This window comes from Pseudofrankia coriaricola, from assembly GCF_001854805.1.
In the GTDB taxonomy this organism is placed as follows: domain Bacteria; phylum Actinomycetota; class Actinomycetes; order Frankiales; family Frankiaceae; genus Pseudofrankia.
The window spans coordinates 12,372-28,905 of the sequence record NZ_MBLO01000261.1 but is presented as its reverse complement, the minus strand read 5'-3'; the positions used below and the strand labels follow the sequence as shown (position 1 = coordinate 28,905).

At 72.3% G+C, this 16,534-nt stretch carries 14 protein-coding genes; 9 read left to right on the top strand and 5 right to left on the bottom strand.

The annotated features are described in order from the left end of the window. Window positions 1–5: 5 nt before the first annotated feature. The 3 genes from BCD48_RS39410 to BCD48_RS39400 all read left to right on the top strand — a co-directional run bounded on the left by BCD48_RS39410 (window position 6) and on the right by BCD48_RS39400 (window position 2,712). Entirely contained in the window at window positions 6–827 is an 822-nt protein-coding gene (locus tag BCD48_RS39410) for an acetoacetate decarboxylase family protein (protein WP_071053498.1), read from the top strand. 195 nt (window positions 828–1,022) lie between these two features. Beyond that, window positions 1,023–1,820, top strand: a complete 798-nt coding sequence (locus BCD48_RS39405; RefSeq protein WP_071053497.1) for an SAM-dependent methyltransferase — start codon at window positions 1,023–1,025, stop codon at window positions 1,818–1,820. A 46-nt stretch (window positions 1,821–1,866) separates the two neighbouring features. Then, on the top strand, window positions 1,867–2,712 hold the full coding sequence (locus BCD48_RS39400; RefSeq protein ID WP_071053496.1) for a PIG-L deacetylase family protein: 846 nt from the start codon (window positions 1,867–1,869) through the stop codon (window positions 2,710–2,712). Between the two features lie 166 nt (window positions 2,713–2,878). Here the strand turns inward: BCD48_RS39400 and BCD48_RS39395 are convergent, their stop codons facing one another. Next, window positions 2,879–3,142, bottom strand: coding sequence for a DUF2277 domain-containing protein (locus tag BCD48_RS39395; RefSeq protein WP_071053495.1), 264 nt, complete (start codon window positions 3,140–3,142; stop codon window positions 2,879–2,881). A gap of 208 nt (window positions 3,143–3,350) precedes the next feature. On the opposite strand from BCD48_RS39395, the gene BCD48_RS39390 reads away from it, so the two are divergent. Then, a complete protein-coding gene (locus tag BCD48_RS39390) occupies window positions 3,351–5,054 on the top strand; it encodes an AMP-binding protein (protein WP_083419915.1) in 1,704 nt (567 codons plus the stop codon). Here BCD48_RS39390 and BCD48_RS39385 read toward each other — a convergent pair. Then, window positions 5,051–6,061, bottom strand: a complete 1,011-nt coding sequence (locus BCD48_RS39385) for a DMT family transporter (protein ID WP_071053494.1) — start codon at window positions 6,059–6,061, stop codon at window positions 5,051–5,053. The two genes, BCD48_RS39390 and BCD48_RS39385, sit on opposite strands and share 4 nt — an antisense overlap. 147 nt (window positions 6,062–6,208) lie before the next feature. Next, entirely contained in the window at window positions 6,209–6,751 is a 543-nt protein-coding gene (locus BCD48_RS39380) for a CGNR zinc finger domain-containing protein (RefSeq protein ID WP_071053493.1), read from the bottom strand. Window positions 6,752–6,811: 60 nt separating this feature from the next. On the opposite strand from BCD48_RS39380, the gene BCD48_RS39375 reads away from it, so the two are divergent. After that, window positions 6,812–8,059, top strand: a complete 1,248-nt coding sequence (locus BCD48_RS39375) for an EamA family transporter (protein WP_071053492.1) — start codon at window positions 6,812–6,814, stop codon at window positions 8,057–8,059. A gap of 64 nt (window positions 8,060–8,123) precedes the next feature. Here BCD48_RS39375 and BCD48_RS39370 read toward each other — a convergent pair whose 3' ends face one another. Both BCD48_RS39370 and BCD48_RS39365 read right to left on the bottom strand, forming a co-directional pair. Next, on the bottom strand, window positions 8,124–8,552 hold the full coding sequence (locus BCD48_RS39370; protein ID WP_071053491.1) for a VOC family protein: 429 nt from the start codon (window positions 8,550–8,552) through the stop codon (window positions 8,124–8,126). Between the two features lie 4 nt (window positions 8,553–8,556). Next, window positions 8,557–9,135: a helix-turn-helix domain-containing protein gene (locus BCD48_RS39365; RefSeq protein WP_083419904.1), complete on the bottom strand. Its 579-nt coding sequence runs from the start codon at window positions 9,133–9,135 to the stop codon at window positions 8,557–8,559. Between the two features lie 162 nt (window positions 9,136–9,297). Here BCD48_RS39365 and BCD48_RS39360 point away from each other — a divergent pair, with 162 nt between their 5' ends. The 4 genes from BCD48_RS39360 to BCD48_RS39345 all read left to right on the top strand — a co-directional run bounded on the left by BCD48_RS39360 (window position 9,298) and on the right by BCD48_RS39345 (window position 16,480). Further along, complete coding sequence (locus BCD48_RS39360; RefSeq protein ID WP_083419903.1) at window positions 9,298–10,818, top strand: DUF3375 domain-containing protein; 1,521 nt, start codon at window positions 9,298–9,300, stop codon at window positions 10,816–10,818. Beyond that, entirely contained in the window at window positions 10,811–11,467 is a 657-nt protein-coding gene (locus BCD48_RS39355; RefSeq protein ID WP_083419902.1) for a DUF4194 domain-containing protein, read from the top strand. The genes BCD48_RS39360 and BCD48_RS39355 overlap by 8 nt, the downstream gene beginning before the upstream one ends. After that, a complete protein-coding gene (locus BCD48_RS39350; RefSeq protein WP_083419901.1) occupies window positions 11,464–14,946 on the top strand; it encodes an ATP-binding protein in 3,483 nt (1,160 codons plus the stop codon). The genes BCD48_RS39355 and BCD48_RS39350 overlap by 4 nt, the downstream gene beginning before the upstream one ends. Before the next feature lie 115 nt (window positions 14,947–15,061). After that, window positions 15,062–16,480: a Wadjet anti-phage system protein JetD domain-containing protein gene (locus tag BCD48_RS39345; RefSeq protein ID WP_083419900.1), complete on the top strand. Its 1,419-nt coding sequence runs from the start codon at window positions 15,062–15,064 to the stop codon at window positions 16,478–16,480. Window positions 16,481–16,534: the final 54 nt, after the last annotated feature.

Here is a 16,534-nt window from a genome sequence, read left to right as displayed (position 1 = left end):
CGGCGATGGAGCGAACCCGAGACACAGTGAGTCCCCGTATCCGCTATGGCGCCCGTACCCCAGAGCAGCTACGCAACCGCGAGGTCGAGGCGACCTCGGTCGATACCTGGGCGACCTCGATCGTCGCGATCTACGAAACCGATCCCGAGCTGGTCGCGGCCGTCTTACCGCCGCCGCTGGTCGCGTCGACGCCCGAGCACGTGCGGCTCACGATCGCGCGGGTCGACGTCGGCCGCCGCCTACCACCGTTCGGCGCCGGCACGTTCGCCGTCGGCGCCGTCCACGACGGGCTGGTCGGTGACTATGCGCTCACGATGCCGATGTCGACGGAACAGTCGGTCATCGGCGGCCGGGAGACGTTCGGCGAGCCGAAGAAGATCGCCGAGGTCCGCCTCGCCCTCGGCGGCGACCTGGCCGTCGGCACGCGATTGACCGGCTCGTTCGCCCGGCTCGGCGTCACCTACGTGGAGATCAGCGGGCAGATCGTCGAGGAGCTGCCCCTGCCGGCGGACGGGGTGCGCACCAGCTTCTACCTGAAGTTCCAGCCGGCGCCGGATGGCAAGGGCTTCGACGACGACCCCGGGCTCGTGCATGTCCAGCGCCGGGAGAAGACGCGCAAGCTGTTCCGGGTGGACGGCGAGGTCATCCTGCGCGAGTCCCAGTTCGACCCCGTCGCCGACCTGCCGGTGCGCCGCCTCGTCGGCATCGAGATCGCCGAGCGCTCCAGCATCCAGACCGGCGCCGTCGTGCGCCGCCTGCCGCAGGAGGACATCGTCCCGTTCGCCCACCAGCGCTACGACGACCTCTCCCCCGTCGGCGAGGAGTAGCCGGACGGCTCGCCGGCGGCTTCCGGCGGCTCTGAGCGGCCGGGCTGGCACCAGCCCGGCCGCTCGGCGCCGCTCCGTCGCCGTGCACGCACCGCTACCGGGTGGCATGACGACGGCCAGTTGATGACCAGTTGTCCAACACTCTGCGACTATGTCCAGGTGCGCCGCGATGCAGCGGCCAAGGGGGGAGTGGACATGCCCAATGACGAGCAGTCCTCGGCCGGGTTAAACCCGTATCTCCCGCATCCGGAACGGATCCACAACTACTTCCTCGGCGGCAAGAACAACTTCGCCGTCGACCGGGCCCTGGCCGACCAGATGTTGGCGATAGACCCGACCATCCCGCACACCGCGCGCGCGAACCGGGCCTTCCTGCGCCGCGCGGTGACGTTCCTGGCCGCCGACGCGGGCATCCGGCAGTTCCTCGACATCGGAACCGGCCTGCCGGCCACCGACAACATCCATGAGGTCGCCCAGCGCCTCGCGCCCGAAAGCCGCATCGTCTACGTCGACAACGACCCGGTCGTGATCGTCCACGCCCGGGCGCTGCTGACCGGCGTTCCCGAGGGCGTGACCGCCTATCTGCAGGCCGACCTGCGTGACCCGGAGAAGATCCTGGAGGACGCGGCGGCCACGTTGGACTTCTCCCGGCCGGTCGCGACCCTGCTGCATGGCGTGCTGCAGTTCATCCCGGACTCCGACGAAGCGGACCGGGTCGTCCGGACCCTCCTGGACGCGATGCCGTCCGGCAGCTACCTCTCGCTGGCCCACATCGCCCAGGACGTCCGCCCCGAGACCGCCCGCAGCATGGACGAGGCGAGCGCGAGCAGCCCGGTGATCTCCGTCTACCGGACGCGGGACCAGGTCGCGCGCTTCGTGGACGGTCTCGAACTCGTCGAGCCCGGCCTCGTCACCGCCTCCGAGTGGCGTCCCGACCCCGGTGCCGACACCGCCCCCGTGCCCGTCTGGGCCGCGGTCGCGCGGAAGCCCTGAAGGTCGCGGCTTCGGCGTCGTCGCGCCGGTCTGGCACGATCCGGACGTGGGCTCGGTCGTGGCGCTGCACGCGCATCCGGATGACGAGGCGCTGTGGAGCGGCGGGACGCTGGCGTTGCTCGCCGCGGCGGGACATCGGGTCGTGATCGTCGTCGCGACCGACGGGCACATGGGGAACGGCTCCGATCCCGAGGCACGCGTCCGCCTGGACGAGTTGCGAGCAAGCGCGGCCGAGTTGGGGGTCGCCCGGGTCGAGTATCTCGGCTACGCGGACAGCGGGCACGGGCCGCTGTTCTACCCGGATCCGGATGACCGGCAGAGGTTCGCGCGCGCCGACCTGGACGAGGCGGCCGGGAAACTGGCCGGCCTGCTGCGCGCGGAGAAGGCGTCGGTTCTGATCAGCTACGACGCGCGCGGCGGATACGGGCACCGTGACCACGTACGGGTGCACGAGGTCGGCGCCCGCGCGGCGGACCTGGCCGGCGGCATCCGCACGGTGGAGGCGACCCTCCCGCGGGAGACCGTCGAACGACTGGTCCGCATCGGCCGGCTCGGCGCGCTGTTCCGACCGGCCCGGCCGGCCCAGCGGCCCCGGCCGTTCCGGCTCCGTCGCCAGGCCGCGGCGGCAGAGGAACCCGCTCCCCCGATGTTCACCCCGCGCCGCGAGATCGCCTACCGAGTCGACGTCCGCCGCTACGCACGCCAGAAGCGCGCCTCGCTCGCCGCGCACGCTTCCCAGCTCGCCGGCCCTCGCGCTCCGGCTCGCCTTCGCCGCTACGTCACCCGTCTTCCGGTTCCGTTGTTCGCCCTCCTCGGCGGCCGCGAGTACTTCAACGACCCGTCCGCCACCCCCGCCGCCTCGTTCCTGGACGTCTTCACCGACGCCGACTGACGCCCCGCCCCGCACGCTCCCGATGTGCGCGTACGCGCACAGGCGGTCCCGTGTGCGCGTACGCGCGCATCAGGGCTGGCTGGCTGGCTGGCTGGCTGGCTGGCTGGCTGGCTGGCTGGCTGGCTGGCTGGCTGGCTGGCTGGGCCACGTCTACACCAAGCGCGGCTCAGCGGCCGAGGCGGGCGCGGACCTCGGGACGGCGCAGCGGCGGGACGGTCGCCGGGGGCTGGCGGCGCGCCGGGAGCGCGTCCAGCAGCCGGTGGACGATGGCCGCCACGTCGGTGACGGCGCCGTCGAACGCCTCCGCCGCGGCCGGCGGCGGCTGGCGCAGGCCGCTGACCTTGCGGATGAACTGCAGCGCGGCTGCCTCGATCTCCTCGTCGGTCGCCGACGGCTCAAGGCCGCGCAGCTCCGTGATGTTGCGGCACATGCCTCCACGGTAGGTCCCCGCGCCGACAAGTCGGGCCCGCCGGCCTCTTCTCCGGACGACCGTCCGCGCCTTTCGCTGGGCGACCGTCCGCTCCCTCTCGGAACGACCACCCGTCCCGGGTTCCGTGCGCGGCCGATCCGACCTAACGTCAGTGATCGGCGTCACACAATCGGCGGTGGGGTTCCTGGTGGATCTGGAGGCGAGACGGATGGTGGCCACGACGAACCGGACGATCTCGGGGGCGAGCGACGTCGCGGGCGCGGGCAACGGCCCAGGCGCACCCGGCCCGGCGCTCGAGGCCGCGCGGACGTACACCTGGGTGACGCAGCTGGTGCGGCACGCCCATCAGGTTCCGGACGGCGTCGCCCTGCGGTTCGAGGGGCACGGCGTCACCTGGTCCGAGCTGGCCGACCGGGTGTCGCGGGTCGCCGCGGCGCTGACGCGGCGCGGGATCCGGCCGGGCGACCGGGTCGCGACGCTGATGCTCAACCGGGTCGAGCACATCGAGACGATCCTGGCCGCCGCCTGGGCGGGCGCGGTCGCGGTGCCGGTGAACTTCCGGCTGGTCGGCGCGGAGGTGGCCTGGATCCTGGACAACTGTGGTGCCGCCACGCTGGTCGTGGACGAGGCGACCGCGCCGGTGGCCGCCGCCGCGCGCGCCCGGGTTCCGGTCGAGGTGTGCCTGGTGGTGGGCGGCGACCCGGGGCGGGCCGGCGCCGGCGCCGAGGACTTCGAGACGGCGGTCGCGGCCGAGCCCGAGCGGCCCGACGAGGCGGGCGCGGCGGGGATGGGGGGTGGTCGCTTCCCGTACGCCCAGGTCCGCGAGACCGACACGTTCCTGATCATGTACACGTCGGGGACGACCGGGAATCCCAAGGGCGCGATGCTGACCCACCTCAACCTGCTGATGCAGGCGATCACGGCGATGCGCTCCTACCAGCTCGCCGACGCTGAGGCGGCGATGCTCGTCAGCGCCCCGCTGTTCCACATCGCCGGGGTCGGCGCGCTCGCGCCGGTGCTGCTGACCGGCGGGCGGGCGGTCGTCGTGCCGACGGGCGCGTTCGACGCGGCGGCACTCGTCGACCTGATCGCCCGGGAGCGGGTAACCAGCGCCTTCCTGGTGCCGACGCAGTGGCAGGCGGTGTGCGAGGTGCCGGGGGTACGCAAGATGGACCTGGCCCTGCGGTCGATGTCCTGGGGCGCGTCACCGGCACTCGCGTCGACGCTGGAGGCGATGGCGGCGACCTTTCCGGGGGTCGCGAACGTCGCCGTCTTCGGTCAGACGGAGATGTCGCCGGTCACGTGCGTGCTCGACGGCGCCGACGCGCCGCGCAAGCTGGGGTCGGTCGGGAGGCCGGTGCCGACGGTCGCGGTACGCATTGTCGACGACGAGATGCGCGACGTGCCGCGCGGCGAGGTCGGCGAGATCGTGTACCGCGGGCCGGGGCTCATGTCCGGCTACTGGCGCGACCCGGAGGCGACCGCGGCGGCGTACACCGGCGGCTGGTTCCATTCCGGCGACCTGGTGCGCGAGGACGAGGAGGGATTCCTCTACGTCGTCGACCGGAAGAAGGACATGATCATCTCCGGTGGAGAGAACATCTACTGCGCCGAGGTCGAAAGCATCCTCGCCGGCCACCCGAAGGTGCGCGACGTGGCCCTCATCGGCGTCCCGCACCCGCGCTGGATCGAGACGCCGCTCGCGGTTGTCGAGCCCACCGACCCGGACGACCCGCCGACGCTCGATGACATCCTCACCTGGGCAACGGACCGGCTCGCCTCCTACAAGAAGCCGACAGCCGTCGAGATCGTCGACGATCTCCCACGCAACGCGAGCGGCAAGGTCCGCAAGGTCGACCTCCGCGCCCGCTACGCGACACCCCCGGCGCGGAACCCGGCAGAGTCCTCCTAGCGGGCGGGTTTGTGACGTGACATGGCCCAGCCCCGCACACCCGGCTGGCGGGCCGACGGCGCGAGCGGCGCGGCGGGCACTGACGCGGCCGGAGCGGGCGCGGCCGACAGGGCGGACGGGACGACCAGGGAAGGCTCGGTCGCGACCGGTGGCCGCGGGGAGCTCGTCGCCAGGACCGAGCCGACGAGGATCAGCGCGAAGCCGACGCCGATGGACCAGGTCAGCGGCTCGCCGAGGAAGACCGCGCCGGCGGCGATGGCGACCGCCGGGTTGACGTAGGTGATGACGGTCGCACGGGCGTTGCCGACCTCGCGGATCAGCGCGAAGAACAGGACGAACGCCAGGGCCGTGCAGATCAGGCCGAGGGCGACGAGCGCGCCCAGGACCCGGGCGCTCGGGACGGCGCTCGGCCAGGTCGCGACGGCGGGGCCAACGTAGACGAGCACGGCGAACGCGAGGCAGGCGGCGGTCATCGGCAGCGAGGGCACGTCGCCGAGCCGGCGGACGGCGATCAGCGGGGCGATCGCATAGCAGACCGCGACGGCGAGGACCTCGAGGACCGGCCGGAGGCCGAAGCCGTGGACACCGGGCACGGCGAGCGCCGCGACCCCGCCGGTCCCGACAGCGAGACCGAGCCAGCGAGCCGCCGTGATGCGCTCGGTGCCTCCGGTCAGCCGGGTCAGGACGATCGCGACGACCGGGACGGCCGCGACCAGCAGGCCAGTCAGCGAGCTGGACAGGTGCCGTTCGGCGTCCGAGAGCAGAATCCACGGGCCGAGGATCTCGATCGTGGCGAACGCGAGAATCGGTCGCCAATGGCGCGCCACCTGGGCGCGACCGGCCCGGTCACGCAACGCCAGCGGCGCCAGCACCAGCGCGCCGACACCCGTGCGGGCCAGCACCAGCACCGGCCCCGACACCCCTTCGACCGCCACCTTGATGAGCAGGTAGGGAATTCCCCAGATCACGCTCATCGCCGCGAACAGCGCCCAGCCCCGCCTCGTCATCCACGCACACCTTTCGGCCGGGCCGGCAGCCCGCATCAGTACATATCAGTCCATATCAGTCCCCGTACGGACATCGCACGCGCCGAGCGTGCGCCGGACTTCAGCCCAAGTCCATCTACTTTTTGTCGGGGAAAACGCGAAGAATTTCTATATGGTCGGCCCTCGTCGACGGGCACGGTAGGCCGCGACAGCCTCGCGGTTGCCGCAGGCGGTGGAGCAGAAGCGGCGGGACCGGTTGCGGGAAAGGTCGATGACCAGGCCCTCGCAGCCGTCGGCGGCGCAGACGGCGAGACGGGACATCTCGTCGAGGCGGATCAGGTCGACCATCGCCATCGCGGTCTCGACCATGATCCGGGTGATGAACGGCGCGTCCGACGGAACGGCGTGGATGTGCCAGTCGAAGCCGCCGTGCCGGACCAGGCGTGGGACGGCGTCGGCGTCGGCGAGCACCTGGTTGGTCAGCTCGGCCGCCTCGTCACGGCTGCCGGCGAGCAGGCGGCGCAGCGCCGGGCGCAGGGCGCGGACCGCGGCGAGCTCGGTCTCGTCGCCGTCGCGGTGGCCGGTGTAACGAAACTCGTCGAAGAAGTCGTCGAGCTGCTCGACGGTCTCGAGGGTGTCCGGCGCCTGGGCGGAGTTGACCAACCACACCGCCGCCAGCAGTGACGCCTCGGTGTCATGAGCGAAGAGCACATTGACATATTACACCGATCGAACATAGCGTCATCAGCCATGAGGTCCCTGACACATGACATGGCGGCAGCGGGCCCGGCGGGCGGCGGTGTCCCGGCCGCGCGGTCGGGCACGGCCGACGGCCGCGCTCTCACGGGCGGCCTCACCCTGGACAGCGCGACCGTGGACAGCGTCACGACGGGTAGCGGCGCCGGAAGCTCCGGAGACAGCGGATCCGCGGACGGAGGCAGCGGGTCCACGGTCGGCACGCTGCTGGCGCTCGTATCGGCCGCGTCGTTCGGGATGTCGGGGGCACTGGCGCGCGGGCTGCTGGACAGCGGCTGGACGGCGGCGGCCGCCGTCACGGCGCGGGTGACGATCGCGGCGGCGGTGCTGCTGGTGCCGGCGCTGGTCGCGTTGCGCGGACGGTGGTGGCTGCTGCGGCGCAACGCCGGGCTGCTGGTCGGCTATGGGCTGATCGCGGTCGCCGGCTGCCAGCTGTGCTACTTCAACGCCGTCGACCACATGGAGGTCGGTTCGGCGCTGCTCATCGAGTACACGGCGCCGGTGCTGGTCGTGTTGTGGCTGTGGGCCCGGCACGGGCAGCGGCCGGGACGGCGGACGCTCGCCGGCGCCGTCCTCTCGGCGCTCGGGCTCGTCGGCGTGCTCGACCTGGTGGACGGCACCCAGGTGAGCCTGCCCGGCATGCTGTGGGCGCTCGGCGCGATGGTCGGCGCGGCGATCTACTTCGTGCTGTCCGCGGCCGACGACACCGGCCTGCCGCCGATCGTGCTCGCCGCGGGCGGGCTCGTCGTCGGCGCGGTCGCGCTGGTCGTCGCGGGCGCGGTCGGGATGGTGCCGATGGCCGCGTCGACGGCGCCCGTGACCTACCGGGACGTGACGGTGCCCTGGTGGGTTCCGCTGGCGCTCGTCGGGCTGGTCGCCTGCGCGCTGGCCTACTGCGCGGGGATCGCCGCCAGCCGGCGGCTCGGGCCGCGCCTCGCCTCGTTCGTCGCCCTGTTCGAGGTGGTGGCCGCGCTGGGCTTCGCCTGGCTGCTGCTCGCCGAGCTCCCCCGGCCCGTCCAGCTGTTCGGCGGCGTCCTCGTCCTGGCCGGCGTCATCACCGTGAAGTCCGGCGAGCCCAGGACCGTCAAGGCCGAGGCACCGGCCGACCAGGGCAAGGACGAAGGCCGGGCCGACGCGTCCGCCGAACCCGCGCTTGCCGAACCCGCGTCCGCGGCGGCCACGACCGTCGAGGCCGCGACCGAGGGGCCGGAGCTGGAGACCGGGGCTCCGACGGTCGAGGGGCTGGCGCCCGTCGGCGTGTGAGCCGAGGGCCGCGCGGGCGAGGACTGCCCGCGCGCCGCCCCCGGCCTTGCTCCGGGAGCACAGGTCAGGCGAAGTCCGCCGGGCTGAAGTTCCGGGGCTCGACGAGGACCAGCCAGTTGCCGGAGTTGTCGCGCATGACCGCCTCGACGCCGTAGGGCCGGTCGGACGGCTCCTGGACGAACTCCACTCCCTTGGCGGTCAGTTCCTCGTAGGTCTTGCGGCAGTCGTCTACCCTGAGCCCGAGGCCGCCGAGCTGGCCCTTGCCGAGCTGGCGGCGGTAGAAGTCGGCCGCCTCCTGGTCGAGCGGCGGCCCGGGGATCATGAGCGTGACATCCAGCCCCGGCTGGCTCGGGTGGCCGACGGTGAGCCAGCGGAAGCCCTCGCTCATCGTGACGTCGGTGCGTACCTCGAAGCCAAGCAGGTCGACGTAGAACGCGCGGGTCTCCTCTTGGTCGAGGCAGTAGACGGTCAGCAGCGAGATGTTCGTGATCATGCGGTCAGCGTAGGCCCGGCCCGGCGAAGCCGGCTTCTCCGAGATTGCGCGAGTTCAGGCCACCGGCCGGACCGTCTCCGCCGGCGCCGCCCGGGCCGGCCCGGCTGGCCGGGTCACCCGAGCCGCCGGGGTCGCCCGGATCGCCCGGATCGCCCGCGGTGCCGCGCAGGTCCATGGAGCCGCGCATGAACAGGTAGCAGCCGGGGACGTGCGGGGCGCCGCGGGCCGCCCACCGGTCGCGGTAGGCGGAGGGCGTCTCGCCGACGAGCTGGGTGAAGCGCGCCGAGAACGACCCGAGGCTCGAGAAGCCGACCAGCATGCAGATCTCGGTGATCGTCAGGTTGGCATGCCGGAGCAGGTCCTGTGCCCGCTCGATCCGGCGGCGGGTGAGGTAGCGAATCGGCGTCTCGCCATAGCTCGCCTCGAAGCAGCGGGCGAAGTGGAACTTCGACACCCGCGCGACCCGGGCCAGCTCGTCGAGGTCGAGCGGCTCACGGTAGTGCCGGTCGATGTGGTCACGCGCCCGCCGCAGGTGCGGCAGCAGCTCCAACGCGACCGGGCGTGTTCCTGCCGCCACCGCCACGTCGCACCTCCCCGGGTACCCGGCGGCACCGCCTCCCCGACGGTATCCGTCCACCGTTCAGGATCCTCGGCCGCCGAGCTCGCCGGCCATGCGCCCCGCCACCAACCGAGGTAGCTGTCGGACCTGTCACCTACGATCGCGACGATCGGGAGGAGACGGCCGTTGGACAACCACCTGGACTACGAGACGGTCGAGCTGCTGCGGCGCGGCCCGGCCTGGCGGCTGCTGCGCGCCGAGCACGCCCCGCTGGTCATCAGCTTCCTCGCCCAGGTCTTCGTCGAGGAGAACGTCCGCGACATCGCGGCATCGGCGCTCACCGGCCGTCTCGACGACACGTTGTACGCGTTGAACCAGCAGCTGGGTGACGGCACCTACCCGCGGTCCGCGAAGGCCTACCTGGAGGAATGGGCCAGCGCGGAGCAGGGCTGGCTGCGCAAGTACTACCCGCCCGGCTCCGACGAGCCCCACTTCGACGCGACCCCGGCTCTGGAGCAGGTCGTGTCGTTCCTGTCCGGGTTGCGGGCGCGGTCGTTCGTCGGCACGGAGTCGCGGCTGAACACCCTGTTCGACCTGCTCCGCCAGATGACACTCGGGACCGAGACCGACCCGGGGCGGCGTCTCGAAGAGCTGCGACGCCAGCGCGACGCGCTCGACCGGGAGATCGACCGGGTCGGCCGCGGCGAGCTCGACGTGCTGGACCCGTCGGCCCAGCGGGACCGGTTCCAGCAGTTCTCCGACATGGCACGCGAGCTGCTGGCGGACTTCCGCCAGGTCGAGACGAACTTCCGCGAGCTCGACCGGAGCCTGCGCGTCCAGATCGCCTCCTTCGACGGCGCGAAGGGCGAGCTGCTCGACGAGGTCCTGCGCAGCCGGGGCAGCATCACCGAGTCCGACCAGGGCAGGAGCTTCGGCGCCTTCTACGACTTCCTGCTCTCGGCGGACCGACAGGCGCGGTTCACGGCGTTGCTCGACCAGGTCCTGGAGCTTCCGGCGCTCGCGGACGCGGACCGGCGCCTCGGCACGATCCACCACGACTGGCTCGCCGCGGGCGAGCGAACCCAGGCGACGGTGCGGCTGCTGTCCGCGCAGCTGCGCCGCTTCCTCGACGACCGGGTGTGGCTGGAGAACCGCCGGATCGGGGAGATCCTGCGCGGCATCGAGGCACACGCCCTCCAGCTGCGCGACGCTCCCGGGCCGCTGCCAGGAGCCGAGCTCGACGAGACGGCGCCCCGGATCGTGCTGCCGATGGAACGCCGGCTGTACGCGCCGAAACGCCGGACGGCGATTGACAGCACCGGGCTGGAGGAGGGCGACGGCGACTTCGACTCGGGAGCGCTCTACGACCAGGTCCACGTCGACCCGGCGCGGCTCGCGACGGCCGTGCGCGACGCGCTGGCCAGCCGGCCCCGGGTCGGCCTCCCCTCGCTGCTGGCGGACCGCCCACTCCAGCGCGGCCTGGCGGAGCTCGTCGCCTATCTCGGTCTGGGCGACGAGGCGTTCAGCGTGGTCTTCGACGACCGCGCCACGGACGAGCTGACCTGGAAGGGCGACGATGGGGTGGTGCGGGTGGCGACGGTTCCGCGCGTGACGTTCGTCCGTGCCGGCTGGGCCGCCACGGCTGGCACGGCCGACACGGGCGGAACAGGCCCCGCCGCGGCCAGTGAGGAGCGCGCGGATGGCTGAGCCCGCGAACGGCCCGGCCGGCGGCCGGGCCGCCTCGTCCGCGCGGGCCGCGACAGCGCCCCAGTCCGACCTCGACTTCTCACTCGTCGTTACCAGCCTGATGAAGGGGCCGGTGTACCGGGACCAGCACGAGAAGGCCTGGCGCCACCTGCTCGGCCTGCGCACGCGGGTGTCCGACTACGTCGCCGTGATCGGCCTGCAGGTCATCGTGGACGACGCGGAGGGGTACGCGTTCCTGCGGTCGCGCCCGGATGACGACGGCGGTGAGCCTGTGCCCAGGCTGATCGCCCGGCGGGCGCTGTCGTTCCCGGTCAGCCTGCTGCTCGCCCTGCTGCGCAAGCGGCTCGCCGAGTTCGACACCGACAACGCCGACACGCGGCTCGTCCTGGCGCGCGCCGACCTCGTCGAGATGATGCGGATGTTCCTGCCGGCCGGTCGCAACGAGGCCCGGCTCGTGGACGAGATCGACACCCATCTCCGCAAGGTCGTCGACCTGGGGTTCCTCCACAAGCTGCCAGGCTCCGACGAGATGTACGAGGTGCGCCGGATCCTCAAGGCGTTCGTCGACGCCCAATGGCTGTCGGGCTTCGACGAAGGCCTCGCCCGGTACGCACGGTCGCTGACCGGCTCAACCGAGGAGGACGCATGACCACCGTTCACTCGGAGAACGGTCATCGGAAGCCGGCCACCGCTGACGCGGACGGTGCGGACGGAGCGGACGGAGCGGACGGGATGGACGCGACGGACGGGATGGGCGGAGCGGACGCGGCCAGGCCGCCGCGGCCAGGCTTCCGGCTCGACCGGCTCGAGCTGCTCAACTGGGGCACGTTCCACCGCCGCGTCTGGACACTGCGCGTCGGCGGGCACAACGGCCTGCTCACCGGCGACATCGGCTCCGGCAAGTCGACGGTCGTCGACGCGGTCACCACGCTGCTGCTGCCCGCGCAGCGGATCTCCTACAACCGGGCCGCCGGCGCCGAGTCCCGCGAGCGGACGCTGCGCTCCTACGTCCAGGGCCACTACAAGTCCGAGCGCGTCGAGTCGTCCGGCGGGTCCCGCCCGGTCGGGCTGCGGACCGACGGCAGCACCTATTCGGTGCTGCTCGGGGTGTTCGTCAACGAGGCGCTGGGCGCGACCGCGAGCCTGGCTCAGGTCTTCTGGCAGCCGGCGGACGACGCCGGGCAGCCGGAGCGGTTCTACGCCACCGCCGAGCGCGACCTGGGGATCGCCGCGGACTTCGCCGACTTCGGCGAGGACATTCCCGCGCTGAAACGCAAGCTGCGCCGGGCCGGCGTCGACGTCCATGACGGCTTCCCCGGCTACGGGCGTGCCTTCCGGCGCCTGCTCGGCATCGAGTCCGAGCAGGCAATGGAGCTGTTCCACCAGACGGTGTCGATGAAGTCCGTCGGCGACCTCAACGAGTTCGTCCGCGCGCACATGCTCGAGAAGCAGGACGTCGGGCGGCGCATCGACGAGCTCGTCGCCCACTTCGAGGACCTGACCAGGGCGCACGCGGCCGTGCGCCGGGCCCGCGACCAGCTCGAGGCGCTCACTCCGCTGCTCGGCGACTGCGACGAGTACGACCAGCTCGGCGGGCGGGAACGCGCGCTCGCGGCCGAGGCCCAGGCGGTGCGATATTTCGTCGCCGACCGCACCGCGGCGTTCCTGCGCGGCGAGATCCGCCAGCTCGACGTGCGGATCGAGCAGGACACGGCGCGCGCGGGCCAGCTCGACGCCCAGGTCCGGGCGCTGCGCGCGGACGAGAAGCGCCTGGAGCTCCAGCGCGCCGGTCTCGGCGGGGGCCGCCTCGGCGAGATCGAAAGGGAGCTCGGCCGGCTCGGCCAGGACCGCGAGACCCGCGAGGCCCGGGCGCGGGTGTTCGACACCCGGCTCGCCGCGCTCAGTCTGGACGCGGTGCGCGACGCCGGTGAGTTCGACCAGCGGCGCCGTGAGTTCACCAGGCTCGCCGAGACGCTGGCCGGGCAGCGCCAGCAGCTGGAGGCACGTCGGTCGGATCTGGACGTCCAGAGCAGGATGATTCGCGACGAGTCGGCGGCGCTGCGCGACGAGATCGCGAGCCTGCGCCAGCGGCGCAGCAACATTCCCGTGCGGAGCCTGGAACTGCGCGGGCGGTTGTGTTCCGAGACCGGCCTCGACGCGGCGGAGCTGCCGTTCGCCGGCGAGCTGATCCAGATCTCACCCGAGTACCGCGAGTGGGAGGGAGCCGCCGAGCGGCTGTTGCACGGCTTCGGGCTCTCGCTGCTCGTGCCGGATCGACACTACCAGGCCGCCTCCGACTGGATCGACCGCAACCACCTGCGGGCAAGGCTGATCTACTTCCGGGTGCCGTCGGCCGTCGGGCCGCCGCGGCAGCGACAGGCCCGCGGTGGGAACGCGCTGCTCGTCGACCGCCTCGACCTGAAGTCCGACTCGCCGTTCCTGCCATGGCTGCGGCGCGAGCTGGAGTCGCGGGCCGACCACGAGTGCGTCGCCACCATGGACGACTTCCGCCGCGCGGCGAAGGCCGTCACCCGCGCCGGGCAGATCAAGCACACCGGCGGCCGGCACGAGAAGGACGACCGCTGGCGGGTCGACGACCGCACGCAGTACGTCCTGGGCTGGAGCAACGAGCAGAAGATCGCCGCGATCGTCTCCAGGGCGGCCCAGGTACAGGCGGAGCTCGCGGAGATGACCGGCCGCCTCGACGCCGTCGCGGGGGACATCGAGTCGGTAGGCGGCCAGGAGACCAACGTCAGGCTGCTCGCGGACACGCAGGCCTGGCGTGAGCTCGACTGGCGCTCGGTCGCCCGTGAGATCGACGCGCTTGCCGCGGAGAAGGCCGGGCTCGAGAAGGCGTCGGCGGAGCTCGCGGACATCACCCGGCGCCTCGGGGAACTCACCGACGAGCTGAAACGGGCCGACGAGAGGGGCGACGAGCTGCGCCGCCGCCTCGGCGGGCTCCAGACGCGCCGCGACGACGCCGGGACCGAGCTGGCCGAATGCGAGCAGATGCTGTCAGCGGCCGAGTTCGCGCCGGCCAGCGCCTCGTTCACCACCCTCTCGGCCCGGCTGACCGAGCCGCGCCCGTCGTTGCCGCGCCAGTGGGCGGACGCTGGCCGACGGCTCGACGACGCCATCCGCCATGAGTCGCGGCTGGTGAGCGACCGCCGGGCCGTGACGGGCCGGCGCCTCGTCGCGAAGATGGGGCGGTTCCGGCAGGCCTACCCACTGGAGACCGCGGAGTTCGACGACTCGGTGGAGTCGATCGGCGGTTACCGGGAGCTGCACGCCCGGCTGGTCCGCGACGACCTGCCGCGGTTCGAGGCCGAGTTCAAGACCCACCTGAACGTGAACACGATCCGCGACATCGCGACGTTCCAGGCCGAGCTGAACAGGCAGCGCGACCTGATCAGGAGGCGGGTCGCGACGATCAACGAGTCGCTGACGTCCATCGAGTACAACCCGGGCACCTTCATCCGGCTCGAGCTCGACGACACCCCGAACACCGAGGTCAGGCAGTTCCGCGCGGACCTGCGGGCCTGCACCGAGGGGTCGCTCTCGGGCGGCGGCGAGGCCGACCAGTACTCGGAGGAGAAGTTCCTGCAGGTCAGCAAGATCGTGGAGCGGCTGCGCGGGCGGGAAGGGCAGACCGAGGCCGACCGGATCTGGACCCGGCGCGTCACCGACGTGCGCAACTGGTTCGTGTTCTCGGCGTCGGAACGGGCGCTCGCGGACGACACCGAGCGCGAGCACTACACGGACTCGGGCGGGAAGTCCGGCGGTCAGAAGGAGAAGCTCGCCTACACCATTCTCGCGGCGTCGCTGGCCTACCAGTTCAAGCTCGACTCCGGGCCGCGCACCTTCCGGTTCGTCGTCATCGACGAGGCGTTCGGCCGCGGGTCGGACGCCTCGACCCGGTTCGCGCTCGGCCTGTTCGAACGCCTCGGCCTCCAGCTGCTTATCGTCACCCCGTTGCAGAAGATCCACGTCATCGAGCGGCACGTGTCGTCGGTGGGCTTCGTCGACAACGAGTCCGGTAGCTACTCACGCCTGCAGAACCTGACGGTCCAGGAGTACCGCTCCAGGCGGGTCGGCCGGCTCGCGGCCGAGCTGGCCGCCGTTCGGTGACGCGACCTGACGCGGCGGCCGGTGCCGCGACCGCCGGTGCCGCGGCAGCTGGTCACGGGGTGGCTGGGTGCCGCGGTGCCGCGGTGCCGCGGTGACGGGGTGACGGGGTGACGGGGTGACGCGGGCGGGGACGAACGCGACGGGATGGACGACGCTCGCGGACGTGCGTGCCCGGCTGCGTCGGCGCTGGGAGAACGGTCAGTATCTCGCGGCCTGGGCGAAGGGCGAGCCGTTCGAGCCCGTGGAGGTTCCGCTTCGGGGGCCGGCGGTGAGTGAGCTGGCCGACCGGTTCGACGAGGCACGGACCTGGAGCCGGGAGTGGCTCACCGCCGCCGAAAGGTCGACGGACTTCCGGCTGCCGACTAGGACCGTCGGCGGCCGCAGCATCGGGACGAACAGGATCCCGGCCAGGTTCGTCGTCGACGGCGGCTGGGACGCGTTGTGGCGGCTTCTTCAGGTCACGGCCGAGGTCCAACGGTTCGTCAGGCTGCGTGCCATCACCGCGGCCGAAGGCCACGTGACCGCCAGACTCCCGGCCGCCACCGGCACGGAACCCCGAGAAGCCGACCCACCCGAACTCGACGACGTGACAAGGCCCGGATCTCTCGACGCCACCCCGCCCCGGTTCCGCGGAACCGCCGCATCCGGGCCCGGGCCCGGGCCCGCTGATGGTTCCGTCACCGTGGCGACGCTCGTGGGCTGGGTGAACACCCATCCGGTTCGGGTGCTCCAGCACTCCCCCGAGCAGTGGGCCAGGATCCTCGCGACGACCAGGTGGCTCGTGCGCGAACGCGGCCAGGGCCGATATCTGCGGCAGGTGCCGGTCCCCGACGTCGACACCAAGTTCATCGAGGCCCACCGGGCCCTGCTCGCCGAACTCCTCGACCTGCTGCTACCGGACGCCGCGGTCGACCAGGCGGTTTCCCGCTCCCAGTTCGCCCGGCGGTACGGGTTCCGGAGCCCGCCGGCCTACGCCCGGTTCCGGTCGCTCGACCCGGCCGCGAATCGCCTGCCCGGCGTGGGCGAGCTGAGCGTCCGAGTCGAGGACCTCGGGGCCGCGGCGCCAGACGTCGGCACCGTGTTCGTGCTCGAGAACGAGATCACCTACCTGGCCTTCCCCGACGTGCCCGACGCGGCCGCGGTCTTCGGTGGTGGGTACGGGCTGACCGGCCTCGCCGCGCACCCGTGGTTCGCGGGCCGCCGCGTCCTCTACTGGGGCGACCTCGACACCCACGGCTTCGCGATCCTCGACCGGCTGCGCGCCGAGATACCGGACGCCGAGTCTTTCCTGATGGACCGCGCAACGCTGCTGGCGCACCCGGACCAGTGGGTCCGCGAACCCTCGCAGCACCGCACCCAGTTGCCCCGTCTGACCCCCGAGGAGGCGGCGCTCCACCAGGACCTCGTCAGCCATGCCTACGGTGACGCGATCCGCCTGGAACAGGAGCGCATCAGCTTCCCCCATGTCGAAGCCACCCTCACCCGCCTGCTCGTAGCTCCTCCAGCCGCCACGGCTCCTCGCCGCGCCGGCTAGCGACCCGGTCAAAGAATTAGAAGTACACTTCTAAGAAGTACACTTCTAACGGCC

Coding starts and splice junctions, on each gene's coding strand:
- BCD48_RS39410 (WP_071053498.1), top strand. CDS start 6: ATGGAGCGAACCCGAGACACAGTGAGTCCCCGTATCCGCTATGGCGCC.
- BCD48_RS39405 (WP_071053497.1), top strand. CDS start 1,023: ATGCCCAATGACGAGCAGTCCTCGGCCGGGTTAAACCCGTATCTCCCG.
- BCD48_RS39395 (WP_071053495.1), bottom strand. CDS start 3,142: ATGTGCCGCAACATCACGGAGCTGCGCGGCCTTGAGCCGTCGGCGACC.
- BCD48_RS39390 (WP_083419915.1), top strand. CDS start 3,351: ATGGTGGCCACGACGAACCGGACGATCTCGGGGGCGAGCGACGTCGCG.
- BCD48_RS39385 (WP_071053494.1), bottom strand. CDS start 6,061: ATGACGAGGCGGGGCTGGGCGCTGTTCGCGGCGATGAGCGTGATCTGG.
- BCD48_RS39375 (WP_071053492.1), top strand. CDS start 6,812: ATGGCGGCAGCGGGCCCGGCGGGCGGCGGTGTCCCGGCCGCGCGGTCG.
- BCD48_RS39370 (WP_071053491.1), bottom strand. CDS start 8,552: ATGATCACGAACATCTCGCTGCTGACCGTCTACTGCCTCGACCAAGAG.
- BCD48_RS39355 (WP_083419902.1), top strand. CDS start 10,811: ATGGCTGAGCCCGCGAACGGCCCGGCCGGCGGCCGGGCCGCCTCGTCC.
- BCD48_RS39350 (WP_083419901.1), top strand. CDS start 11,464: ATGACCACCGTTCACTCGGAGAACGGTCATCGGAAGCCGGCCACCGCT.